The sequence below is a fragment of the Streptomyces sp. NPDC104381 genome, from assembly GCF_055583745.1.
Genome location: NZ_JBVJNK010000006.1, coordinates 145923 through 168483, shown reverse-complemented (window position 1 = coordinate 168483; position 22561 = coordinate 145923). Strand labels below are relative to the sequence as shown.

Annotated in this window: 21 protein-coding genes; 14 read left to right on the top strand and 7 right to left on the bottom strand. The window is 71.7% G+C overall.

Features of this window, described 5'->3' with window-relative positions; genetic code table 11:
- Positions 1–151 precede the first annotated feature (151 nt).
- The 3 genes from ACZ607_RS21840 (at position 152) to ACZ607_RS21830 (ending at position 3336) form a co-directional block, all read left to right on the top strand.
- Positions 152–1084: an ROK family protein gene (locus tag ACZ607_RS21840; RefSeq protein WP_469736961.1), complete on the top strand. Its 933-nt coding sequence runs from the start codon at positions 152–154 to the stop codon at positions 1082–1084.
- Complete coding sequence (gene nagA / locus ACZ607_RS21835; RefSeq protein ID WP_469736959.1) at positions 1084–2238, top strand: N-acetylglucosamine-6-phosphate deacetylase; 1155 nt, start codon at positions 1084–1086, stop codon at positions 2236–2238. The genes ACZ607_RS21840 and nagA overlap by 1 nt, the downstream gene beginning before the upstream one ends.
- A 165-nt stretch (positions 2239–2403) precedes the next feature.
- Positions 2404–3336, top strand: a complete 933-nt coding sequence (locus tag ACZ607_RS21830) for a 1-phosphofructokinase family hexose kinase (protein WP_469736957.1) — start codon at positions 2404–2406, stop codon at positions 3334–3336.
- Positions 3337–3420: 84 nt separating this feature from the next.
- On the opposite strand, the gene ACZ607_RS21825 is transcribed toward ACZ607_RS21830, so the two are convergent.
- Both ACZ607_RS21825 and cdgB read right to left on the bottom strand, forming a co-directional pair.
- Positions 3421–4425, bottom strand: coding sequence for a carbohydrate-binding protein (locus tag ACZ607_RS21825; protein ID WP_469736955.1), 1005 nt, complete (start codon positions 4423–4425; stop codon positions 3421–3423).
- 132 nt (positions 4426–4557) lie between these two features.
- Complete coding sequence (gene cdgB / locus ACZ607_RS21820) at positions 4558–6210, bottom strand: diguanylate cyclase CdgB (protein ID WP_469736953.1); 1653 nt, start codon at positions 6208–6210, stop codon at positions 4558–4560.
- Positions 6211–6500: 290 nt separating this feature from the next.
- Between cdgB and ACZ607_RS21815 the strand changes: the two genes are divergently transcribed.
- Positions 6501–7064, top strand: a complete 564-nt coding sequence (locus ACZ607_RS21815) for a flavin reductase family protein (protein WP_469736951.1) — start codon at positions 6501–6503, stop codon at positions 7062–7064.
- Positions 7065–7147: 83 nt separating this feature from the next.
- Here ACZ607_RS21815 and arfB read toward each other — a convergent pair whose 3' ends face one another.
- Positions 7148–7582 carry an alternative ribosome rescue aminoacyl-tRNA hydrolase ArfB gene (arfB, locus tag ACZ607_RS21810; RefSeq protein WP_469736950.1) on the bottom strand — a complete coding sequence of 145 codons (435 nt, stop codon included), beginning with the start codon at positions 7580–7582 and terminating at the stop codon, positions 7148–7150.
- A gap of 172 nt (positions 7583–7754) precedes the next feature.
- On the opposite strand from arfB, the gene ACZ607_RS21805 reads away from it, so the two are divergent.
- The 5 genes from ACZ607_RS21805 to ACZ607_RS21785 all read left to right on the top strand — a co-directional run bounded on the left by ACZ607_RS21805 (position 7755) and on the right by ACZ607_RS21785 (position 14034).
- Positions 7755–8330 carry a TerD family protein gene (locus ACZ607_RS21805; protein ID WP_469736948.1) on the top strand — a complete coding sequence of 192 codons (576 nt, stop codon included), beginning with the start codon at positions 7755–7757 and terminating at the stop codon, positions 8328–8330.
- A 218-nt stretch (positions 8331–8548) separates the two neighbouring features.
- Positions 8549–10138: a M4 family metallopeptidase gene (locus ACZ607_RS21800; protein WP_469736946.1), complete on the top strand. Its 1590-nt coding sequence runs from the start codon at positions 8549–8551 to the stop codon at positions 10136–10138.
- A 192-nt stretch (positions 10139–10330) separates the two neighbouring features.
- Positions 10331–10780, top strand: a complete 450-nt coding sequence (locus ACZ607_RS21795; RefSeq protein WP_469736944.1) for a hypothetical protein — start codon at positions 10331–10333, stop codon at positions 10778–10780.
- A gap of 38 nt (positions 10781–10818) precedes the next feature.
- A complete protein-coding gene (locus ACZ607_RS21790) occupies positions 10819–13011 on the top strand; it encodes a hypothetical protein (protein ID WP_469736942.1) in 2193 nt (730 codons plus the stop codon).
- Positions 13012–13017: 6 nt separating this feature from the next.
- Positions 13018–14034 carry a hypothetical protein gene (locus ACZ607_RS21785; protein ID WP_469736940.1) on the top strand — a complete coding sequence of 339 codons (1017 nt, stop codon included), beginning with the start codon at positions 13018–13020 and terminating at the stop codon, positions 14032–14034.
- Positions 14035–14066: 32 nt separating this feature from the next.
- Here the strand turns inward: ACZ607_RS21785 and ACZ607_RS21780 are convergent, their stop codons facing one another.
- Complete coding sequence (locus tag ACZ607_RS21780; protein ID WP_469736938.1) at positions 14067–14624, bottom strand: GlcG/HbpS family heme-binding protein; 558 nt, start codon at positions 14622–14624, stop codon at positions 14067–14069.
- A 337-nt stretch (positions 14625–14961) separates the two neighbouring features.
- Here ACZ607_RS21780 and ACZ607_RS21775 point away from each other — a divergent pair, with 337 nt between their 5' ends.
- From ACZ607_RS21775 to ACZ607_RS21765, 3 genes are all read left to right on the top strand, one after another.
- Positions 14962–16350: a sensor histidine kinase gene (locus ACZ607_RS21775; protein ID WP_469737713.1), complete on the top strand. Its 1389-nt coding sequence runs from the start codon at positions 14962–14964 to the stop codon at positions 16348–16350.
- Complete coding sequence (locus ACZ607_RS21770; RefSeq protein WP_469736936.1) at positions 16347–16973, top strand: response regulator; 627 nt, start codon at positions 16347–16349, stop codon at positions 16971–16973. Before ACZ607_RS21775 ends, ACZ607_RS21770 begins: the two co-directional genes overlap by 4 nt.
- Before the next feature lie 72 nt (positions 16974–17045).
- Positions 17046–17543, top strand: a complete 498-nt coding sequence (locus ACZ607_RS21765; RefSeq protein ID WP_033297163.1) for a hypothetical protein — start codon at positions 17046–17048, stop codon at positions 17541–17543.
- A gap of 12 nt (positions 17544–17555) precedes the next feature.
- Here ACZ607_RS21765 and ACZ607_RS21760 read toward each other — a convergent pair whose 3' ends face one another.
- Complete coding sequence (locus tag ACZ607_RS21760) at positions 17556–18254, bottom strand: pentapeptide repeat-containing protein (protein WP_469736934.1); 699 nt, start codon at positions 18252–18254, stop codon at positions 17556–17558.
- Positions 18255–18363: 109 nt separating this feature from the next.
- Between ACZ607_RS21760 and ACZ607_RS21755 the strand changes: the two genes are divergently transcribed.
- Positions 18364–19560 (top strand): FAD-dependent oxidoreductase, encoded by a 1197-nt coding sequence (locus ACZ607_RS21755; RefSeq protein WP_469736932.1) that lies wholly within the window; start codon positions 18364–18366, stop codon positions 19558–19560.
- Positions 19561–19606: 46 nt separating this feature from the next.
- Here ACZ607_RS21755 and ACZ607_RS21750 read toward each other — a convergent pair whose 3' ends face one another.
- Both ACZ607_RS21750 and ACZ607_RS21745 read right to left on the bottom strand, forming a co-directional pair.
- The gene (locus tag ACZ607_RS21750) at positions 19607–20083 is read right to left on the bottom strand and encodes a GNAT family N-acetyltransferase (protein WP_469736931.1); all 477 of its coding nucleotides are present in this window, start codon (positions 20081–20083) and stop codon (positions 19607–19609) included.
- An 83-nt stretch (positions 20084–20166) separates the two neighbouring features.
- Positions 20167–21078, bottom strand: a complete 912-nt coding sequence (locus tag ACZ607_RS21745; RefSeq protein WP_469736929.1) for an aminoglycoside phosphotransferase family protein — start codon at positions 21076–21078, stop codon at positions 20167–20169.
- A gap of 63 nt (positions 21079–21141) precedes the next feature.
- Between ACZ607_RS21745 and ACZ607_RS21740 the strand changes: the two genes are divergently transcribed.
- Positions 21142–22542, top strand: coding sequence for an NAD(P)/FAD-dependent oxidoreductase (locus ACZ607_RS21740; protein ID WP_469736928.1), 1401 nt, complete (start codon positions 21142–21144; stop codon positions 22540–22542).
- Positions 22543–22561 lie beyond the last annotated feature (19 nt).

Sequence of the window (22561 nt, the reverse complement as noted above, 5' to 3'; positions counted from 1 at the left end):
GACGAACCCGCGATCCTGCCTCACGTACGCACGGAGGTCTACACCACCGGTGTATCGATTCGGCAATCTAGCAGGGCCGTTTTGTATGGGTGCGCAACAAACCACGATAGTGGACTAGACCTTTTAGGGGTCGGCGGGCGAAACTGTCTCCGTGAGACACGTCATCGCCCTCGATGTGGGCGGCACAGGAATGAAGGCCGCCCTGGTCGGGGCCGACGGCGCGCTGCTCCATGAGGCGCGCCGGGCCACCGGCAGGGAGCGCGGTGCGGACGCCGTCGTGGAGAGCATCCTGGGCTTCGCCGAGGATCTGTACGCGTACGGCGAGGAGCACTTCGGCGAAGGCGCGGTCGCCGCGGGCGTCGCCGTCCCCGGCATCGTCGACGCGGAACGCGGCATCGCCGTCTACGCCGCCAACCTGGGCTGGCGCGACGTACCCCTGCGCAAGCTGCTCGGCGAGCGGCTCGGCGGCATACCGGTCGCGCTCGGCCACGACGTACGGACCGGCGGTCTCGCCGAGGGACGGATCGGCGCGGGCCGGGGAGCGGACCGCTTCCTGTTCGTGCCGCTGGGCACCGGGATCGCCGGGGCCATCGGCATCGCCGGCACCATCGAGGCGGGCGCCCACGGCTACGCGGGCGAGATCGGCCACATCGTGGTCCGGCCGGACGGCCCGGACTGCGGCTGCGGCCAGCGCGGCTGCCTGGAGACCCTCGCCTCGGCCGCCGCCGTGTCCCGGGCCTGGGCCGCCGCCTCCGGCGACCCCGACGCCGACGCCGCGGACTGCGCGAAGGCCGTCACCACCGGCGATCCGGCTGCCCTGCGCGTATGGCAGGACGCCGTCGACGCGCTCGCCGCGGGGCTGGTCACCGCGCTCACCCTGCTGGACCCCCGCACGCTCATCATCGGTGGCGGTCTCGCCGAGGCGGGGGAAACCTTGTTCACACCACTGCGTGCGGCTGTCGAGGAACGGGTCACGTTCCAGAAGCTGCCTCACATCGTCCCGGCGGCCCTCGGGGACACCGCCGGATGCCTGGGCGCAGGGCTGCTCGCCTGGGATCTACTCTCCACGGAGGTATCCGCCTGATGGCCGGACGCGCAGACAGCACCGTTCTCACAGGTGCCCGGGTGGTGCTCCCCACCGGCACCGTCGAGAACGGCCGGGTGATCGTCGAAGGCGCCCGGATCGCCGGCAGCACGCGGGAGGACACCCCGACCCTCGACCTCCCGGGCCACTGGGTGGTCCCCGGATTCGTCGACATGCACAACCACGGCGGCGGCGGCGCGTCCTTCGCCACCGGGACCGCCGAGGACGCCCTGACGGCGGTGCGGGCGCACCGCGCACACGGCACGACGACCTCCGTCGCCTCGACCGTCACCGGCGACATGGACTTCCTGGCGCGCCAGGCAGGCATGCTCTCCGAGCTGGTCGAACAGGGCGAGCTCGCCGGCGTCCACTTCGAGGGCCCCTTCATCTCCCCGTGCCGCAAGGGCGCCCACAGCGAGGGACTGCTCCGCGATCCCGACCCCGCCGAGGTCCGCAAGCTCCTCGACGCGGCACGCGGCACCGCGAAGATGGTCACGCTCGCCACCGAACTCCCGGGCGGCATCGAGTCCGTACGGCTGCTCGCCGAGCACGGGGTGATCGCCGCCGTCGGCCACACGGACGCGACGTACGAGCAGACCGTCGAGGCCATCGACGCGGGCGCCACCGTCGCCACGCACCTCTACAACGCGATGCCCCCCATCGGCCACCGCGCCCCGGGGCCGATCGCGGCGCTCCTGGAGGACGAGCGGGTCACCGTCGAGCTGATCAACGACGGGACGCATCTGCACCCCGCCGCCCTGGAGCTCGCCTACCACCACGCGGGCGCCGACCGGGTCGCCCTGATCACCGACGCCATGGACGCGGCCGGCGCGGAGGACGGCTTCTACGAGCTCGGCCCGCTCGCCGTCGAGGTCAGGGACGGGGTCGCACGGCTCGTGGAGGGCGGCTCGATCGCGGGCTCCACCCTCACCCTGGACACCGCGTTCCGCAGGGCCGTGACCATCGACCGGATCTCCGTCGACGACGTCGTACGGTCCATCTCCGCCAACCCGGCCCGGCTCCTCGGCGTGTACGACAGGGTCGGCTCGCTGGAACCGGGCAAGGACGCCGACCTGGTCGTCCTGGACGCGGACTTCGCGCTCAAGGGCGTCATGCGCCGCGGCGAGTGGATCGTGGAGCCCCCGCTCGGCTGACCGGCGGACCCGCGGAACAGACGGGCGGTTGAACACGTAACGAAGAGACGGCGGTTGTCCCGGAAACCTGGGACGACCGCCGCCTCTTTGGCATGATCACCAAGGACAGCGCCGCGGGGAGACGGCGCGTGGGAACGGACGACAAGGAACCGGGGGCCGGTACAGGTGATACTGACCGTCACGTTGAACACGGCACTCGACCTGACCTACGGCGTCCCCGCCCTCGTCCCGCACACCAGCCACCGCGTCCACGAGGTCACCGAACGCCCCGGCGGCAAAGGCGTCAACGTGGCCCGGGTGCTCGCCGCCCTCGGCCACGACACCGTGATCACCGGCTTCGCCGGCGGCCCCACCGGAGAGGTCCTGCGCGCACTCATCGGCGCACTCCCCCACCGCCCCACCGACGCGCTCGTCACCGTCGCCGGGAACACCCGCCGCACCCTCGCCGTCGTCGACCGCACCAGCGGGGACACCACCCAGCTCAACGAACCGGGCCCGTACATAGGCTCCGGCGAGTGGACGGCCTTCCTCGGCACGTTCCGGGAGCTGCTCCCCGGGGCCGACGCCGTCGCCCTCTGCGGCAGCCTGCCCCCCGGCATCCACGTCGGCGCGTACGCGGAACTCGTACGACTCGCCCGCGCCGCCGGCGTGCCCGTCCTCCTGGACACCAGCGGCGAACCCCTGCGCCGGGGCATCGCCGCCCGCCCCGACCTGATCAAGCCGAACGCCGACGAACTGGCCCAGCTCACCGGCGCCCGCGAACCCCTGCGCGCCACCCGCGACGCCCGCCGCCGGGGTGCGCACAGCGTCGTCGCCTCCCTCGGCCCGGACGGGCTCCTCGCCGTCACCCCCGACGGCATCTGGCGGGCCGCCCCGCCCTCCGCCGTACGCGGCAACCCGACGGGTGCGGGCGACTCCGCCGTGGCCGGACTGCTGTCCGCCCTCGCCGAAGGGCTGGGCTGGCAGGACAGGCTGACCCGCGCGGTGGCTCTGTCCGCGGCGACCGTACTGGCCCCGGTGGCCGGGGAGTTCGACCGCGCGGCCTACGAGGAACTGCTGCCCCGCGTCACCGTCGAACAGCACGCACCCGCCGCCTGAACGACCCCGGGAACGACCGCGTCCCGGCTCGCGCGGGGCGCTGACCGGGACGACGGTGGTGCTGGTTCCTGAACGGGCGGCGGATCAGTTCTTGACGTGACCCGACTTCAGCGACAGCTGGTCGAGGTTGGCGTCGCAGGAGTCACCCTCGTTGCACGAGAGCATCAGCGAGTTCGACCCCTTCTTCAGCTGGACCCAGGCGTACGTCCGCGTCCAGCCCTTCTCCAGATCGCCCTCCGCGGCCTGCGCGAAGTTCTTCATGTTGATGGAGCGGGGGTCCTCGTCGTTGACCGTGAGGGACGTCTTGGCGTCCTTGCCCGGCACGCCGTACGTCACGAACAGCGTGTACTCGCCGCTTTCCGGCACATCGACCGTCCAGGTGGCCGACCGGCCGACCTCGTTGAGGCTGATGTACTGGCCGTTCGCGCTCTTGGCACCCTTGACCGTGTTGTCCAGGGACGCCGTGCCCCCGAGCGTCAGCGTCGCCGCGTCCTGCTCGGGCAGGTCCACGGGCTCCTGGGACGCCTCGGCCGACTTCTCCGGCTTCGGGGAGTCCTCGACCTCGTCGGCCGGACCCGCCGACGACCCGGCCTCGTCCTTCTTGCCGTCGCTGTCGTCGCCCGTCATCAGGGCGGCACCGATCCCGATCAGCACGACCGCGACCACCGCGACGGCCGCGATCAGCAGCGCCTTGGTGTTGGGGCCACCACGGCCGGGACCGGCGTTCCTGCCGTCGCCGCCGCCGTACCCACCGGACTGGCTCTGCGTCGTGGGCGCGCCCCCGGGGTACGTCTCGGGCGCCGCGTACTGCGCGTTCGGCTGGCCGTACTGCCCGTTGGGCTGACCGTACTGCGGCGGGGCCTGCTGGCCGTACGCCTGCTGCTGCGGGACCTGACCGTACTGCCGCTCGCCGACCGCCCGCACCTGGTTGTACGACGTTCTGGGCACACCGCGCTGTGCCGCCGGACCGGGGTAGCCGTAGCCACCCTGCCCGGGCGGCTGTGCGCCCGCCGCCTGCCCGTCCGCGTACAGATAGCCGAACGGATCGTCGTCCTCGGGCTTGCTCGCGCCGTTGTTTCCGGCCGTCATCCCTGGGTCACTCCTCACCATGTCGCCAGCCGTCGCCGACCGGCCGAGCCTACCCCGAACGGAGCACGCGTCGAATTGCCCTCGGTCCCCCGGAAAACCGGGCGGTGTACGGGGAATGCCAGGGCGTGAACGTCAGCCGGCTCTGCGGTGAACCTTCGACCGGGACCGCTTCTCCACGTACATCCGCTGGTCGGCGGAGTGCAGGACCTCTTCCTCGGTCATGCCGCACTCGGCCCAGCCGATACCGAAACTCGCCCCGACCCTGACTGCCCGGCCGTCCACCCGGATGGGCGGAATGATGGCGTTACGCAAGCGTACGGCCAGATCTGCCGCATCTGCCGCCCCGAGGCCGTCCGCGAGGACGACGAATTCGTCACCCCCGAGCCGCGCGACCGTGTCACCGTCCCGTACGCAGGTCGTGAGCCGCCGGGCGACCTCGATGAGAACTGCGTCACCCGCGTGGTGCCCGAAGCGGTCGTTGATGGACTTGAAGCCGTCCAGATCGCAGAACAGCACCGCGAGACCCTTGGTCCCGTCGTCGCGCTCGGGGTCGGGCGCCACGCTGTGCACATGGTGGTCGTAGGGGCCGACGCCCGGCGCGACCTCACCCTCGTAGCCGTCCGCGCGATAGCCGTGCGCCGCGCTGTCCATGTCGCCGTAGGCCGCGTCCAGCGCCTCGATGGCGCTGGAGGTGACCGAGTGAGGCCTCTCACACAGCCGCGCGCCGAGCCGGGAGCGCAGCTCGGCGCTGTTGGGCAGACCGGTGAGCGCGTCGTGCGAGGCCCGGTGGGCGAGATTCAGCTCGTTGCGCTTGCGCTCCTCGATGTCCTCGACATGGGTGAGCAGGAAGCGCGGGCCGTCGGTGGTGTCCGCGACGACGGAGTTGCGCAGCGAGACCCAGAGGTACGTGCCGTCCCTGCGCCCGAGCCGCAGCTCCGCCCGCCCGCCCTCGGCGGACGTACGGAGCAGGGTGCCGATGTCCTCGGGGTGGACGAGGTCGGCGAAGGAGTAGCGGCGCAGGACGGAGGCGGGGCGCCCCAGGAGGCGGCAGAGCGCGTCGTTGGTCCGCAGCAGCCTGCCGTGCTGGTCACCGCCCATCTCCGCGATGGCCATGCCGCTCGGGGCGTACTCGAAGGCCTGACGGAAGGATTCCTCGCTGGCCCGCAGCGCCTGCTGCTCGCGCTCCAGCCGGACCAGGGCGCGCTGCATGTTTGCTCGGAGGCGGGCGTTACTGATCGCAATGGCCGCCTGGGAGGCGTACATCTGGAGGGCCTCACGGCCCCAGGCGCCGGGACGGCGGCCGTTGCGCGGCCTGTCGACCGAGATGACCCCCAGGAGGTCCAGACCTCCGCCGGAGGCGTACATGGGGGCGTAGAGGCGGTCCAGGGGGTGCCACTCGTCCTCGAAGCGGGGCTCCGGCCCCTCGGTGTGCCACTGCGGTACGTCGTCGTCGAGGAGCACCCAGCCCTCGGTGTGGGGTATGAAGCGGAGCTCGTCCCAGGCCTCGCCCATCGAGAGCCTGCGCTCCCAGGACTCGCGGGAGCCGACGCGGCCGGTGATCAGGGCTTCGGCCGCGCTGTTGCCGGCGAACGCGGCGACCACCAGATCGCCGTCGGGGCGGACGAGGTTCACGCAGCCCAGTTCGTAGCCGAGACCGGCCACGATGCCGTCGGCGACCGACTGCAGCGTGTCCGCCAGGCTCCGCGCCGTGTTGAGATCAGCGACGGCCTGGTGCAACTGCCGCATGGTCGCAAGACGGACATACGGCTCCGACTCGGCCTCCATTGCTCGCACTCCCCGAGACCTCGACAGCAACTCCAGGTTTCATATCGACGTACTTGTTGCACTGTCACGGCCACTGAATCACAGTGAGCTGTGCACCCGGTACACAGGGTCAACAAATATTGCTCTCTGTGACTCAAGTCACAACAGATGGTAAAGACCTTTAGTGGTGCCTCCCGGGACGTCTGTTCTTTATCGAACGCAAATCGGCACACCCGGGGCTCAGGTCCTAGGACCTGACTGGTCCCCTGGCCCGATGCGGCGGCGCGCGCGGCGGCACTAGCGTTCCCCGTGTGCTGCAGAAGACTCCCCCCGCCCCGCGCCCCGAAGCCGTCCCCCATGCTGAAGGGGTGAGCAACGACGAATTCCGTGCCGCCCTGTCCCGTCTCGCGGCGGGCGTGGTGCTGATCACCGCCCAGGAGCCCCCGCTGGACGAGGACGGGCTGGGCGAGGACGTCGGGATGACGGCGACCGCCTTCATGTCGGTGTCCCTGGATCCGCCGCTGGTCATGGTGAGCGTGCGCAACGACTCACGCATGGACGACCTGCTGGCCGAACAGCCCCGGTGGGCGGTGTCGGTGCTCGCGGAGAGCCAGCGGCAGGTCGCCGGGCGGTTCTCCATGAAGGGGCGGATCAGCGACCGGCTGCTGTTCGCGGACCTCCCCTGCGTACGGGGCGAGGCCACCGGGGCGCTCCTCGTGGACGGGGCGCTGGCCACCCTGGAGTGCGACACGGAGCAGCGCGTCCGGGCCGGGGACCACACGCTGGTGATCGGGCGGGTGCTGACGGCGTCGCTGCCGAGCGCGGAGGGCGAGCCGCTGACGTACTTCAAGGGCCGCTACCGGCACCTGGCCTGACCGCCCGGACCTGCCTGCGCGGCGGGTCGGGGCGGGACCGTCCTGCGGCCGACCCGTGGGGGGGGGGCGGGGCCGTCCCGCGTCTACCAGTCGCGGCCCGAGCGCCCGCGCTTCGTGTCGCCGCGCTGCTTCTTCTCGCGCAGCCTGCGTTCGTTGATGCCGCGCGGGATCTTCTTCTTGAGGCGCGGCTTGGGCGGCGGCGCGGTGGCCTCCGCCAGGAGCGCCGCGAGCCGCACGGCGGCCGTCTCGCGGTTGCGCCACTGGGAGCGGTGCTCGGAGGCGCGTACGGACACGACGCCGCCGACCAGCCGGTTCGCGAGGCGTTCGAGGGCACGGGCCTTCCACACCTCCGGCAGGGACTCGGTCGCCGCGAGGTCGAAGCGGAGCTCCACCTGGGAGTCGCTCGTGTTGACGTGCTGCCCGCCGGGCCCGGAGGACCGCGAGAAACGCCACATGAGTTCGGCCTCCGGCAGGGAGACCGAACCGCGGATGACATAGGGCCCGGACATGACACCCATGTTCCCCGGCCCCCGGCCGGTTCGTCACCTTGTTTTGCGCGCGTTCGTCCAGAAGTTCGGCAAAGAAAGTAAAGCGAGCAGGAACCTCGTGGTCTCTTGTCTGCGTTAGGACGGGTGACGGTAGCTTTCGTGATGGCACGAAGCCCGCACACGACGAGGAAAGGGACTTCCCATGGCTGTAAGCCTGTCCAAGGGCGGCAACGTCTCGCTCACCAAGGAGGCCCCGGGCCTGACCGCCGTCACGGTCGGCCTCGGCTGGGACGTCCGCACCACCACCGGCACCGACTTCGACCTCGACGCCTCGGCGATCGCGGTCGACGCCGCCGGCAAGGTCTTCTCCGACGGCCACTTCGTCTTCTTCAACAACAAGGCGACGCCGGACCAGACCATCGTCCACACCGGTGACAACGTCACGGGCCAGGGCGAGGGCGACGACGAGCAGATCAACGTCAACCTCGCGGGCCTCCCGGCGGAGATCGACAAGATCGTCTTCCCGGTCTCCATCTACGACGCCGAGGCGCGCAGCCAGAACTTCGGCCAGGTGCGGAACGCCTTCATCCGCATCGTCAACCAGGCCGGCGGCACCGAGATCGCCCGCTACGACCTGAGCGAGGACGCCGCCACCGAGACCGCGATGGTCTTCGGCGAGCTCTACCGCAACGGCGCCGAGTGGAAGTTCCGCGCCGTCGGCCAGGGTTACGCCTCCGGCCTGCGCGGCATCGCCCAGGACTTCGGCGTCAACCTCTGACCCGACGCCGCACACGCGCTTCCCCGGGAGCCCCCGCCCGACTCAGGTCGGACGGGGGCTCCCGTGCGTCCTCTTCACATAGCGGACATGAACGAACTCCATTCGGACAAGAACTGGTCAAAAACTTGTGAGGCAATTGTCGGCGTCCCGTCAAAGTCGTTCATTTGGTGGCACGCTCTCCGCTCGTAACCCCCACAGGAACGAGCAACGGAGAAGGCATGACCCCCCACATGAACACCCGTCGCGCCGCCGCCCTGGCCGCAGTTGCCGCGATGGTCGTCGTCGGCGTCCAGACCGGCACGGCAACGGCCGGTTCCCGTACGGCCGATGACACCGCCTCTTCCGCCCGCACCACGGCGGGCGCCGCCGCGCTCGGCGTGAACTCGGCGGCCCAGCGCACCACCGCCCTCAAGGCCGCCCAGACCGGCGCTCCGGCGGCCGCCGAGACCCTCGGGCTCGGCAGCCAGGAGAAGCTGATCGCCCGTGACGTGATCAAGGACGCCCACGGCACCGTCCACACCCGCTACGAGCGCACCTACGCCGGTCTGCCGGTCCTCGGCGGCGACCTCGTCACCCACACCGCCGCCGACGGCACGTCCAAGGGCGTCGACAAGGCCACCGAGGCCCGCATCACCGTGCCCTCCACCCAGCCGAAGCTGAAGGCAGCGGCGAGCGCGCGCACCGTCGTCTGGGCCGGCGAAGGCAAGCCCGTCCTCGCCTTCGAGACCGTCAAGAAGGGTGTTCAGAAGGACGGCACGCCCAGCCGGCTGCACATCATCACGGACGCCACGACCGGCAAGCAGCTGCACAGCTACGAGGCCATCGAGACCGGCACCGGCAACAGCCAGTACAGCGGCGAGGTCACCCTCTCGACCACCAAGGGAGGTTCGGGCTTCGAGCTGACCGACGGCGACCGGGGCGGCCACAAGACGTACGACCTCAACCAGGGCCAGACCGGCACCGGCGACCTCGTCACCGACGCCGACGACACCTGGGGCGACGGCACCGGCGACGACCGCCAGACCGCGGCGGTCGACGCCCACTACGGCGCGGCGACCACCTGGGACTTCTACAAGTCCGAGCTCGGCCGCGACGGGATAGCCGGCGACGGCCGCGCGGCGTACTCCCGCGTCCACTTCGGCACCGGCTACGTCAACGCCTTCTGGGACGACAGCTGCTTCTGCATGACGTACGGCGACGGGGCCGACGACAAGAGCGCGCTCACCGCGATCGACGTCGCCGGCCACGAGATGAGCCACGGCCTGACCGCGGCCACCGCCAACCTCGACTACGCGGGCGAGTCCGGCGGCCTCAACGAGGCGACCAGCGACATCTTCGGCACCTCCGTCGAGTTCTTCGCCGACAACGCCACCGACCCCGGTGACTACCTCATCGGCGAGAAGATCGACATCAACGGCGACGGAACCCCGCTGCGCTACATGGACAAGCCGAGCAAGGACGGCGGCTCGGCGGACTACTGGGACGCCAACGTCGGCGACCTCGACGTCCACTACTCCTCGGGCGTCGCCAACCACTTCTTCTACCTGCTGGCCGAGGGCAGCGGCGCGAAGACCATCGGCGGCGTCGACTACGACTCCCCGACCGCCGACGGCTCCACGGTCACGGGCATCGGCCTCCAGAAGTCCTACCAGATCTGGTACAAGGCGCTCTCCGTCTACATGACGTCGAGCACCGACTACGCGGGCGCCCGCGAGGCGACCGAGAAGGCCGCCACCGACCTGTACGGCGCCGACAGCACCGAACTCGCGGCCGTCCAGGCCGCCTGGACCGGAGTCAACGTCAAGTAACACCACGGAACCACCCCGGGAGCCGGTCCGCACCGCGGACCGGCTCCTTCGTGCTGCCGGGCCCGTGCGGCACCGTCGGGCCTCCCCAGCAGGGCACCTCTCGCCACACCGCGTGTACTTGTATGTTGGTATGCACTTATAAGGAGCAGCACGTACATCGGGCACGACCAGGCAGGCGGGGGCTGGGAATCCATGGCATGGGACGAGTGGGAACAGATCAAATCCACTCAGCGTGAGAACTCGACGACCGGTATGCAGCTCAACCAGCTGCCCGCCGACCAAGGGGGCCCACCCGTGTACGGCCCCTTCGCCCCCTCCTTCGCGTCGTCACCGGCCCAGAAGAAGGCCGCGGCCGAGGCCATCGACGAGCACATCCTCGGAGACACGCGCAGCGCGGGTAAGTGGGCCGACGAGGCCAACAGCGCGGCGGTCAAGGCGTTCGGCCCCAAGGACGCCGACGGCTGGGACACGGCGAGCGCCCTGAAGGCGGCGGACAAAGCCTGGGACGCCTCGGTCCGGGTGCTCTGCAACCGGCTCTCGTCGGAGAGCGCCGCCCTGCGCGAGACCCGGATCCAGTTCCGGTCCAACGATCTCGGCATCGGTACGCAGCTCCGCGGCACCTCGAACATCAACGGGCTCTGAGGGGGAGGCGCCACACCATGCCGAGCTATCACGAAGTCATGACCACGGACCTGTCCGCGCTGACCACCGCCGCCGACAAATGGGAGTCCATGGCCGGGGAACTGGCCGAGGTCGAAGCCGCCTACAGGCGCGACGTGCACGGGATCAGCCTCGGCCCGGCCTGGGTGGGGCAGAGCGCGGAGGCCGCCAACCGCCGCTTCGACATCACCCTCAAGGAGTACTCGGGGGCGCAGACCGAGGCAAAGGCCATCGCGTCGCTGATCAGGGACGCGCACACCCAGTTCGTCGAGCTGCGGGGCAAGGTGAAAACCGCGGTCGCCGAGGCCGTCGCCGCCAAGATGACCGTCTCCGACCAGGGTCAGTGCCGCCTGGACTTCAGCAAGCTGACGGAGGACGAGCGCTTCACCGCCCACCACGATCCCGATCTGCGTACCACCGAGCAGTCGTGGACCGACCACATAGCCAAGGCCGTGCGGGCGGTCGCCGACGCCGACACCGGATTCGCCGTGGCCATGAAGGCGGTGACCAAGGACAGCGACGACCGGGACGGCACCGAGGGCGGCTTCAACCACAAGGCCACCGGCGACATCGAGGGTTACGAGGCGAAGGCCGCCGCCGCGACCGCGATGAAGCTCAACTCGGGCGAGAAGGTGTCCGCCGCGGAACTGGCCGAACTGGAACGCTCGCTGCGCGACAACAGCGGCAACAAGGAGTTCAGCCAGCCCTTCCTCGGGAAGATCGGCGCGGACGGCACGATCAAGCTCGGCAACAAGCTGTTCGACATGGCGGAGCACGACAAGAGCAGCCGCACCCAGCTGCTCGGGATGCAGCGCGAGCTCGCCAACTCCATCGCGAACGCCACGACGAACCCGGAGGGCGCCAAGGAACGCGCCTTCTACGACGAGTTCACCAAGGAACTCAAGGAGAACGGCACCAAGAGCTTCGGTGAGTCGAACAACCCGATCAAGGGCTACTCGGGCTTCGTCGCCGTGATGAACATGGCCGACGAGAAGTTCGACCCCGATTTCATGAGCGAGCTGGGCGACGACATGATCGCCGCCGAGAAGAAGGACAAGGATCTCTTCGTCCAGATCGGCGCCGGCCACGACGGCATCCGGGCCGACGCCATCGACAACCTCCTCGGTGTCATGAGCCGCGACCCCGACACCGCGACCGCCTTCCTCGACCCCGGCGCCGACCCCGACAAGGGCAACGGCAGGCTGGAGTACCTCACCGGGCACGGCGAAGGCACCCGCGAGTGGCCCAAGCTCACGCTCTCCCTCTACCCCAAGGTCGAGGTGGACGACCCGTACGGGCACGCCGGGCTCGGCGCCGCTCTGGAGGCGGCCACCACCGGCCACCCCCCGCTGTCCGAGGGCGAGTCCAACGGCCGCCCCGGCCCGCACAGCCCGGCCCAGGCCCGGGTCATGCAGAACACCATCGAGTTCCTCGACGCCGGGGCCTCGGGCGACGACGTACCGAAGAACATGCACCAGAACCTGGCGAACGCCATCGCCGACTACGCGGCGGACAACCACAACATCCTCGCGGAGAACGACGGCCGCCGGTACGGCAGCCCGGAAGGCAAGGCCGGCGTCTGGCAGGACGGCTCCGACGCGGGGATCACCGTGGGCAAGGACTCACTCATGAGGGTCATGCGCGGGGTGACGGAGGAGGCGGACACCGCCGACCTGCTCTACGCCACCCAGCGGGACTACGCCATGGAACAGCTGGCCAAGGCCCCCGCTGAGGGCGGCGAGGGACAGCTGAACTGGATCAACCCCGCCAGCGACCTCGGCCAGGTCATGGGCGCGATGAACTCCATCGGCTCCGACGTGATCCTCGACCAGCGCGACGACAAGATCGACGAGACCAACGACCAGGCCCGGTACGCCTACCACGCTCTCGGCGCGCCGGTCACCGGCCTGCCGGTCCTGGGCGACACCACGCAACGGCTGATCGACGCGGCGACGTACGAGTGGTCCAAGGACGTCATCTCCGCGGCCGACTCCGCGGCCACGGAGAAGAACTCCCAGCACTTCAACTCGGGCGTCGGCGGCACCTACAGCCTCATCGACGCCTGGGCCGAGGACCGCGGCGTGGACGTCGACGACCCCGACAACAGCAAGCACGACCCGAACTGGGTTGCCTGGCAGGCCATGCGTGACGAAGCCAAGCAGTCGTACTCGGGAGCACGTGGCGACGCCGCGACCTACCTCGGACGGGATTGAGCACAAGTGAGTACGGAAACATCCGGCAAGCGCCGCCGGGCGTGGCTGGTCACGGCCGGCGTCTGCGCGCTGGCCGTGGTGGCCGGCGTGACGGTGGCGACCAACACCAACGTGCTGGGGCCTCGTGACCTGTGCGACGGCCGTCTGAGCAGCGAGGACGCCGGAAAGAGCCTCGACGGCTCCGGCCGGGTGACCGGCAGCACCGACAGCCTCGGAGGCTGCACGGTGGAACAGTCCGGCTGGCTGCCGGGCACCACGGACGCGAAAATCCGGCTGTCGGCCGCCTCTGTCACCCCCGCCCACCCCTTCGGCCGGTCCGAGTGGAAGGCCTCGGGTGCACAGAACATCCTGCCGGGCGAACTACCCGGCGCCTTCGACACGGACGGCAACGGCTGGGTCGCCCTGCCATCCGACTGCGGCCCGATCGGCGCCGCATGGGCCAAGGGCGACCACACGGTCCTGAACGTCGTCACCGAGCGGGGGGACGCCGACCCGGCAGAACTCGCCCGACTGACCCGGGCCACAGCCCGTAAGCTCGCCGCCGATCACGACTGCGCGCCTGCCGACCCAGCTGAGGGGAACGCCTCGGCGGACCTCATCCAGGCGTCCGCTCCCGCCAAGAGCGACCCTGCCACGGTGTGCGGACTGGACGGCTTCGCCCTCGGCGCGGAGGCTCCGGTGGACAGCCCTCTTCGGGAACAGACCTCGGGCTCCCGCGACGACGCCTGGTTCTGCGACCTCTCCCTGCACCGGCCCGCCACCGGGCTGCCCCGGGACGACGACCGGGAGCCGTTCGCCCGGCTCGCGGTCATCCGTAACCCCGAGCTGCTGCCCGCGGCGAAGGAGCGGCGCTTCGACCATGCCGTCTGCGGTGGCAAGGAGACCTACTTCGCGACGGACATCGCCGGTTACGTGTACTCGCCTGACACCACGGAGGAGAAGGCTGCGGCGACCCTGGTCAAGGCGTCCGACGTGCAGAACCGCTTCACCGCCGCCGCCCGCGCAGCACTCGACTGCGACTGACCGGACGGCTGCCGCGCTCGCCGGGCCGGGCGTCAGCGGCCGAGCGCGGCGACGCCCGCCGCGGCGAACTTCTCGTCCAGGTCGCCGCTCGGGGCGCCCGCGACTCCGACGCCCGCCACCGGGGCGCCCTTGGCCTGTACGGGCGTGCCGCCCGCCAGGAACAGGGTGCCGGGGATGTCCTTGAGGTTCGGGGCCTGCTCCAGGCGCTTGGCCAGCTCGGAGGTGGGCGCGTTCCAGGAGACGGCGGTGTACGCCTTCTTCACTGCGGACTCGGGGGACTGCGGGCCCGCGCCGTCGCCGCGCAGGGTGACCACGGTGTTGCCGTCACGGTCGACGACGGCCACCGAGACCCGCTGGTTCTCCTTCTTCGCGGCGTCCAGGGCGGCCTGTGCGGCCTTGGTCGCGGCGGCGACGGTCAGATGGGTGGACTGCTGAAGGTTCCGGTCGGCGGTGTCGGCCTTCACGGCTGCGGCGGGCGCGGCGGCCGGGGTCGACGCGTTCGCGGACATCGCGCCGAAGGTTCCGGCGCCCAGCGCGCCGACGGCGACGGCACCGGTCAGGACACGGGTGCGCAGCGACATCTTCTTCATGGTGGTCTCCTCGGGTGGTGCGCGGCTCGGCTCCGAGCCGGCGGTGGCTTCCTGTATCGATCCTCCGGCCGGATCCGGGCCCGTACGGTCGGCGTACCGGCTGGAAGCCGCACCCGGGTCGGCCGACCGCCCCGTCAGCCGATCGGTTGATGCGGAGGGGGCGCCGGGGGGTGACCATGGGGTGCGTACGAGGTGTCCGGGCAGGTCAGCAGCGCGGACCAGGGGAAGACGTGGGACAGGCAGCCCGGGTCACGGTCGAGGGAGCACGGGGTACGAGGTGCGGCGGAACGGGACCGGACCGGACAGGGACCAGCCGGGCGCAGAGGGCTCAGCGGGCCTGGAGGGCTCGGCGGGTTCGCCGGAGGGGGCCGGCTCGTCGGTCCGGCCCGACGCGGCCGGTGACCCGGATGCGCGGTGGCTGGCCCTCCTCATGCATGCCGCGTTCTTCCTGCTGCTCGGCGCCTCGCTCGCCCGGTTCCTGATGCGGCACCCCGGCGAGACCCGTACCCCCTGGATCATCGCCCTGTCGGCCGTGCTCGCCGTGCTGTACCTCCTCGGCCCGGTGCTCGGCTCACGGCCCACGCCCCGCCGTCTGACCTGGCTCGGCGCCCTCGTCGTGGTGTGGATGGTCCTGGTGGTCCTCGCGCCGAGCTTCGCGTGGTGCGCCGTACCGCTCTTCTACACGGGCCTGCGGATCCTGCCGCCGCGCGCCGCCCTGGCGCTCGTCGCCCTGCTCACCGTCTTCGTCGTCGCCGCACAGCTGCGGCTCGCCACGGGCTTCGACCCCAATCTCGTCCTGGCCCCGCCCGCCGTCGCCGCCGTCGCGACCGCCGTCTTCGTCCATATGCGGCGCCAGGCCGTACGCCAACGCGACCTTTCCGTACGCCAACGTGAGCTGATCGACGACCTGCTGCGCACCCGGCGGGAACTGGCAGCCACCGAACGCCGCGAGGGGACCCTCGCCGAACGTCAGCGGCTGTCCATGGAGATCCACGACACCCTGGCCCAGGGCCTCTCCAGCCAGCAGATGCTGCTCCAGGCCGCCGACCGCTCCTGGGACGCCGACCCGGCCACCGCACGCCGCCACGTCCTGACCGCGACCGGCATCGCGGAGCGCAATCTCGCCGAGGCCCGCCGCTTCGTGCACGACCTCGCCCCCGCCGACCTGGCGGAGGGCGGCGGGCTGGAGGCCGCGCTGCACACGCTCGCCACCCGGGAGACCGAACGGTCCGGCGGAAGCCTCACCGTCCGCTGCCATGTGGAGGGCTCTCCGGCCGCCCCGCTCCCCGACCGGGTGCAGTCGGCGCTGCTGCGCATCGCACAAGGCGCCCTCGCGAACGTCACCGAGCACGCGGAGGCCACCGTCGCCGCGCTCACCCTGACCCACCTCGGCGACCGGGTCGTCCTCGACATCGCCGACGACGGCCGGGGCTTCGGCCAGGACCGGCCGGCTCCGCGCCCGCCCGAGGACGTACGCGGCCACGGACTGCCGGCGATGCGGGCCCGGGTGCGGCAGCTCGGCGGCACGCTGACCGTCGAATCGGCCCCCGGCGAAGGCACGGTCCTCTCCGCCGCCGTACCCCTGCACCGTCCGCCCACCCCACCGGCCGGGCCTGCCCCGCCGACCCCGCCCGTCCCATCAGCCCCGCCTGCCCCATCGCCCCCGTCGCCCTCGTCGCCCCTGCCGCCCCCGTCGCCCCCATCGCCTCCGGAGGGACCCGCATGACCCCGCCCGTACGCATCCTGCTCTGCGACGACCACGCCGTCGTACGGGCCGGACTGCTCGCCCTCCTCGGCGGCGAACCCGACATCGAGGTCGTGGGCGAGGCGGGCAGCGGCGAGGAGGCCGTCGCCCTGGCCGCCCGGCTCGGCCCCGACGTCGTCCTCATGGACCTCCAGCTGGGCCCCGGGATCGACGGCGTCGAGGCCACCCGGCGGATCGCCACCGCCGGGACCGCCCATGTCCTCGTCCTCACCACGTACGACACCGACGCCGACATCACCCGCGCCATCGAGGCCGGGGCCACCGGCTATCTGCTCAAGGCCGAGCGCCCCGAGGAACTCTTCGCCGCGATCCGCGCCGCCGCGCAGGGCCGCACCACGCTCTCCGCTCCGGTCGCCGGCCGGGTCATGGCCCGGATGCGCAACCCCCGCCCCGCCCTCACCGCGCGCGAACTCGACATCCTGGGCCAGCTGTCCCAGGGCCTCGGCAACCGCGACATCGCACGAGCCCTCTTCATCAGCGAGGCCACCGTCAAGACCCACCTGGGCCGGATCTACGAGAAGCTCGGCGTGGACACCCGGGCAGGAGCGGTCTCCGTCGCCAAGGAACAACGCCTGCTCCCGTAGCCGAGGCCGGGGCTCCCTGTAGCCCGGACCCGGGCGGCACGGCAGGCCCGCGCGGCATGACACCATCGAACCGTGCTCGACATCGGCTACTCCCTCTCCCGGCGCTTCCCGGACCCCCCGCAGACCGACTACCGCCGCGCGGACGTCCACGCCCTGCGGCACGACCTCTTCTCCGGGGACGTCTACCTCGCCGACACCAAGGCCGACCGCGAGGTGTCCACAGCCTGGGGATGGGTTCCCGTACTCGACTTCGCCTGGGCGCTCTGCGACATCGTCGAGCAGATCGACCGCGACCCCCGGGGCAACCGCTCGCACCGCCAGCAGTACGCCGAGCTCGACTTCACCGAGTCGTCCGACCGCATGCTCTTCGAGCGCCGCTTCGGCTGGGTGGACGTCGAGGCCGACTGGATGCCCGGCGACGAGCCCCCGCTGACCTTCAGCCACTCCCTGCTGCGCCGCGAGGCCCGCGACTTCCTGCACGACCTCATCGCCGACCTGGCCGACATGCACGAAGGCCTCGCCGACAACCCCGTCGTCTGGGACCTCCAGGCCCGCTTCCCCCGCCTCTGAGCGGGCCCGCGCTCACGCCTCCACCCGCACCCCGATCTGCGCCGCGAAGGCCGGAGCCAGCTCCATCAGCTGGGACGGGCTGATCACCGCCCCCGCCAGCCGCTCCACACCCCGCGCGATGTCCAGCTCGGCGACCGCCCGCAGATCGACGGACTCCATCCGTACGGAACTGAAGTCGGCCCTCCTCAGCACACAGTCCCGGAACTCCACCCGGACCAGCTGCGCCTCCCCGAAGTCCGGCTCCGACAGCACACACCCCTCGAACACGACGTCCTTCAGCCGCGCCTTGCGCAGATTCAGATAATCGATCTTCCCGCCCCGCACGAGGACCCGCTCCAGCACCGCGCCGTGCAGCTGCACCCCGCCCAGCCGCGCGTCCAGCACCTCCACGTCACGCAGCGACGCCCCCGCCAGATCGGTGCCCACACCCCGCACGCCCGCCAGCACCGAGTCGATGAACCTGGCCCGCCCCAGCTCCGCCCGGTCCAGGGCGCAGCCCCGCAGCTCGCAGTCCAGGAAGCGCGCCCCCGGACCCGAGGCGTCGGCCAGGTCCGTCTCCTCGAACCGCACCCCGTCGTAGTCCCCGTCGGGCTCCAGCCCCTCCGCGTCGTACGCCACGAGGGCCGGCAGCCGGACCTCCGGCCGCCGCGCCTCCGCCACGCCCTTCGTCACGCCCGCGCGCCCGCTGCTCCTGTTGCCTGTACGTGCCATGTCCCCCATCGTGACGCACACCACTGACAGCGCCCCCGGACCGGTGTCACAGAACCGGCCCGCCCATCCGTCCTCCCTGCAGAAGCGCCCACCGCAAGGAGACCCAGCCATGCAGCGCATCCACATCGTCGGCGGCGGCCTCGCCGGGCTGACCGCCGCCGTCACCGCCGCCGAATCCGGGGCCCAGGTCACCGTCCACGAGGCCCATCACACCCTCGGCGGACGGGCCAGGACCTCAGACGGCCCCTACCTGACCAACGAGGGCCCGCACGCCCTCTACCGCCGCGGACCGCACTGGACCTGGCTCGAACAGCGCGGGCTCCTCGGCCGGATGGCCTCCGTACCGCCCCTCGAAGGCACCCGCTTCCTCTTCCGCCGCGACGGCGCCCTGCGCCGGACCCCGCCCCTCGCCATGCTGCGCCTCAGCCGCCGCAGCCCCCGCCGGGCACCCGTCGACACCGACTTCCTCAGCTGGGCCATCACTCAGGTGGGCGAGGAGGGGGCCCGCGCGGCCGCGCACTACATGGGCGTGGCCCTCTTCCACCACGACCCCGGTGCGCTCTCCGCCGCCTTCGTCCAGGAACGCCTGCGCCGCGCCACCGCGCTGCCGCCGGAGGCCCACTACCCCGTCGGCGGCTGGGCGCAGCTCGTCGAGCGGATGGCGTCCCGTGCCTGGGACCTCGGCGTACGGATCGAGACCGCGGCCCGCGTCGGCTCCGGCGAACTGGCCGGGCTCCACCGCGGCGGACCGGTGATCGTCGCCACCCAGCTGGACTCCGCCCGCACCCTGCTGGACGACCCCTCCCTGACCTGGGACAGCGGCCGTACCGCCCTCCTCGACCTGGCCCTGCGGACCCGGCGCGGCGACGCGTTCATCGTCTCGGACCTCGACGGCCCCGGCTGGGTCGAGCGGTTCACCGCCCAGGACCCCACGCTCGCCCCGGCGGGCGAACAGCTCATCCAGGCGCAGATCCCCCTCGCCCCCGGCGCCCCGCGCGCCGACGCCGTCAGCCGCGCCGAGGACCTGCTCGACCTCGGCTTCCCCGGCTGGCGCGACCGCACCACCTGGCGCCGCGAGGCGCTCGCCTCCGGACGCACCGGCGCCCTCGACAAGCCCGGCACCACCTGGCGCGACCGGCCCGCCGTGGACCGCGGCGACGGGATCTTCCTCGCGGGCGACCAGGTGGCCGCACCGGGGCTCCTCAGCGAGGTCGCGTTCAACAGCGGCATCGAAGCGGCGGTGCTGGCGGTGAGGCTCCTCGGCAGGACGGCGGAGGACGCGCCCCGCACGGCGGGCACCGCCTGACCTGGAGCGGTGCCGCTCAGGCCCCGTAGCGGCCGGCCCGCACCCCTCAGGCCCCGCCGAGCTCCGCCAACGCCCCGTCCGTCAGCCGGTACACCGTCCACTCGTCCTGGGGGCGCGCACCCAGCGACTCGTAGAACGCGATGGACGGGGCGTTCCAGTTCAGCACGGACCACTCCAGGCGCCCGTAGCCCCGCTCCACACAGATCCGTGCCAGCTCCCGCAACAGCGCCTTCCCGTAACCGCCACCACGCCGGCCTGGACGCACGTACAGGTCCTCCAGATACACCCCGTGCACACCACGCCACGTCGAGAAGTTGAGGAACCACAGCGCGAAGCCGACCACCTCGCCGTCGTCGTCGGCCACCGCCACATGCGCGTACGCGGCGGGCCGCTCGCCGAACAGGGCCTCACGCAACTGCTGTTCGGTGGCCTTCGCCTCGTCGAGCGCCTTCTCGTACTCGGCGAGCTCACGGATCATGGCGTAAAGGGCGGGGACGTCTTCGGGAGTGGCTACGCGAATCATGGGGGCAGCCTAAGCAGACCGCCCCGCCCGGCGCCCCTCAGGCCGCCCCCGCCCGGCGCCCCTCAGGCCCGGACAGCCGGCCCTCAGCCCCGCCCCAGCAACTGCCGGCCGATCTCCGCGTGGTCCGGCGGCAGCCGCGGCCTCCCGAGCCGGATCCCCCACAGCCCGTTCTGCAACACCCGCCCCAGCGTCCACGCCCGCGCACGCTCCCGGTCCAGCTCCAGCACCCCGGTCAGCAGATCGAACCTCCACCGCACCTCCGACGCGTCGAACCTCTGGTCCAGCGCGGGGAACAGCTCGAACCCCGGATCGCCCGCAAGAGGCTTCGGGTCCAAGGCCACCCACTCGTCCGCCCGGCCCTCCTCCGCGCGCCCGGCCAGGATGTTGGCGTAATGCAGATCCCAGTGCAGCAAGCGGTCCCCCGGCTCCCCCGCCACCTCACGCACCGCCGCCGCACAGTCCAGCAACAGCCGCCGCTCGTCCGCGTCCTCCAGCACCGCCGCCGCCCCGGGCGTCTCCGCCAGCATCCGGGCGGCCTCGTCCCCCAGCCGCCGCATCCCCGGCGGAGCCGGCACACGCACCAGCCGGGCCAACGACTCCGCGAGCAGCCGCACCGCCTCGCGCGCATCCGGCAGCCCCGTCAACGGCCGCCGCTCGTCGAGCCGTTCCAGCAGCATCGTGCCGGTGGCCGCGTCATGCTCCAGCAGACCCACCACCCCCGCGTCCGCCGCACCCCAGACCCGTAGCGCGACCGGCTCGTCCACCGTCTCCGCGTCCACCATCTGGAGCTTCAGCGCCGCCCCGACACCGTCCGCCTCCCGCACCACCGGGACCACCAGCGCGCACATCCCGCACATCACGGCCCCGTCGGGCCGCAGCCCCCACTCCTCCAGGAACCGCCCCGCCACGGCGGGCAGCGCGACGGCGAACTCCCGCCCCGCCGCCCCCTTGTGCTCACTCAGATTCACGACCAGGTCATCCGGAACGTCGATCACACCACGACCCTAGAGGTAACGTCCCTCCAGCGACTGGGCTGCACACGGACAAGCAGGGGACACATGAGCACCGTCAGTACCGTCAACGGCGGCATTTCCTTCTGGTACGCACACGAAGGCACCCCCGCCCCACGCGAGCCCCTGCCCGGCGACACCACCGCCGACGTCTGCATCGTCGGCGGCGGCTACACCGGGCTCTGGACGGCGTACTACCTCAAGAAGGCCGTCCCCTTCCTCAACATCACCGTCCTGGAAGGCAAGTTCTGCGGATACGGCGCCTCCGGCCGCAACGGCGGCTGGCTCTACAACGGCATCGCCGGCCGCGACCGCTACGCCAAGCTCCACGGCCACGACGCCGCCGTCCGCCTCCAGAAAGCCATGAACGACACCGTCGGCGAGGTCATCCGCACCGCCGGCGAGGAGAACATCGACGCCGACATCCACCACGGCGGCGTCCTCGAAGTCGCCCACACCCCCTCCCAGCTCGCCCGCCTCAAGGACTTCCACTCCGTCGAGATCGCCTTCGGCGAGACCGACCGCGTCCTGCGCGGCGCCCGCGAGACCGCCGAACGCATCCGCGTCTCCGGCGCCGTCGGCTCCAGCTGGACCCCGCACGGCGCACGCCTCCACCCCGCCAAGCTGGTCAAGGGCCTCGCCGACACCGTGGAGGCACTCGGCGTCACGATCCACGAGTCGACGCCCGTCACCGAGATCAAGCCCAAGCACGCCGTCACCCCCTACGGCACCGTCCGCGCCCCCTACGTGCTGCGCTGCACCGAAGGCTTCACCGCGGGCCTCAAGGGCCAGAAGCGCACCTGGCTCCCCATGAACTCCTCCATGATCGTCACCGAACCCCTGCCCACCTCCCTCTGGGACACCATCGGCTGGGACGGCCGCGAAACCCTCGGCGACATGGCCCACGCCTACATGTACGCCCAGCGCACCGCCGACGACCGCATCGCCCTCGGCGGCCGCGGCATCCCCTACCGCTACGGCTCCGCGACGGACAACGACGGCCGCACCCAGCCCGCCACCGTCGAAGCCCTGCGCGACCTGCTCGTCCGCTTCTTCCCCACCGCCGCGGGCACCCGCATCGACCACGCCTGGTCCGGCGTACTCGGCGTCCCCCGCGACTGGTGCGCCACCGTCACCCTGGACCGCACCACCGGCCTCGGCTGGGCCGGAGGTTACGTCGGCTCGGGCGTCGCCACCGCCAACCTCGCCGCCCGCACCCTCCGCGACCTCATCCAGCAGGACTCCGGCCAGGCCGGCCCCACCGACCTCACGAACCTCCCCTGGGTCAACCACAAGGTCCGCCGCTGGGAACCCGAACCCTTCCGCTGGCTCGGCGTCCACGCCCTGTACGCCGCCTACCGCACCGCCGACCGCCGCGAATCCACCTCACCGCGGCTCGGCACGGACCGCCTCGCGAAGGCCGCCGACCGCCTCGCGGGCCGGCACTGACCGAACCGCCTCGCGGGCC

Excerpts from the sequence above, each read along its gene's own strand:
- cdgB (WP_469736953.1), bottom strand. The coding sequence starts at position 6,210 with ATGGAGGCCGAGTCGGAGCCGTATGTCCGTCTTGCGACCATGCGGCAG.
- ACZ607_RS21780 (WP_469736938.1), bottom strand. The coding sequence starts at position 14,624 with ATGAAGAAGATGTCGCTGCGCACCCGTGTCCTGACCGGTGCCGTCGCC.
- arfB (WP_469736950.1), bottom strand. The coding sequence starts at position 7,582 with ATGGGTGTCATGTCCGGGCCCTATGTCATCCGCGGTTCGGTCTCCCTG.
- ACZ607_RS21740 (WP_469736928.1), top strand. The coding sequence starts at position 21,142 with ATGAGCACCGTCAGTACCGTCAACGGCGGCATTTCCTTCTGGTACGCA.
- ACZ607_RS21755 (WP_469736932.1), top strand. The coding sequence starts at position 18,364 with ATGCAGCGCATCCACATCGTCGGCGGCGGCCTCGCCGGGCTGACCGCC.
- ACZ607_RS21750 (WP_469736931.1), bottom strand. The coding sequence starts at position 20,083 with ATGATTCGCGTAGCCACTCCCGAAGACGTCCCCGCCCTTTACGCCATG.
- ACZ607_RS21790 (WP_469736942.1), top strand. The coding sequence starts at position 10,819 with ATGACCACGGACCTGTCCGCGCTGACCACCGCCGCCGACAAATGGGAG.
- ACZ607_RS21800 (WP_469736946.1), top strand. The coding sequence starts at position 8,549 with ATGACCCCCCACATGAACACCCGTCGCGCCGCCGCCCTGGCCGCAGTT.
- ACZ607_RS21760 (WP_469736934.1), bottom strand. The coding sequence starts at position 18,254 with ATGGCACGTACAGGCAACAGGAGCAGCGGGCGCGCGGGCGTGACGAAG.
- ACZ607_RS21795 (WP_469736944.1), top strand. The coding sequence starts at position 10,331 with ATGGCATGGGACGAGTGGGAACAGATCAAATCCACTCAGCGTGAGAAC.
- ACZ607_RS21805 (WP_469736948.1), top strand. The coding sequence starts at position 7,755 with ATGGCTGTAAGCCTGTCCAAGGGCGGCAACGTCTCGCTCACCAAGGAG.
- ACZ607_RS21770 (WP_469736936.1), top strand. The coding sequence starts at position 16,347 with ATGACCCCGCCCGTACGCATCCTGCTCTGCGACGACCACGCCGTCGTA.
- nagA (WP_469736959.1), top strand. The coding sequence starts at position 1,084 with ATGGCCGGACGCGCAGACAGCACCGTTCTCACAGGTGCCCGGGTGGTG.
- ACZ607_RS21825 (WP_469736955.1), bottom strand. The coding sequence starts at position 4,425 with ATGACGGCCGGAAACAACGGCGCGAGCAAGCCCGAGGACGACGATCCG.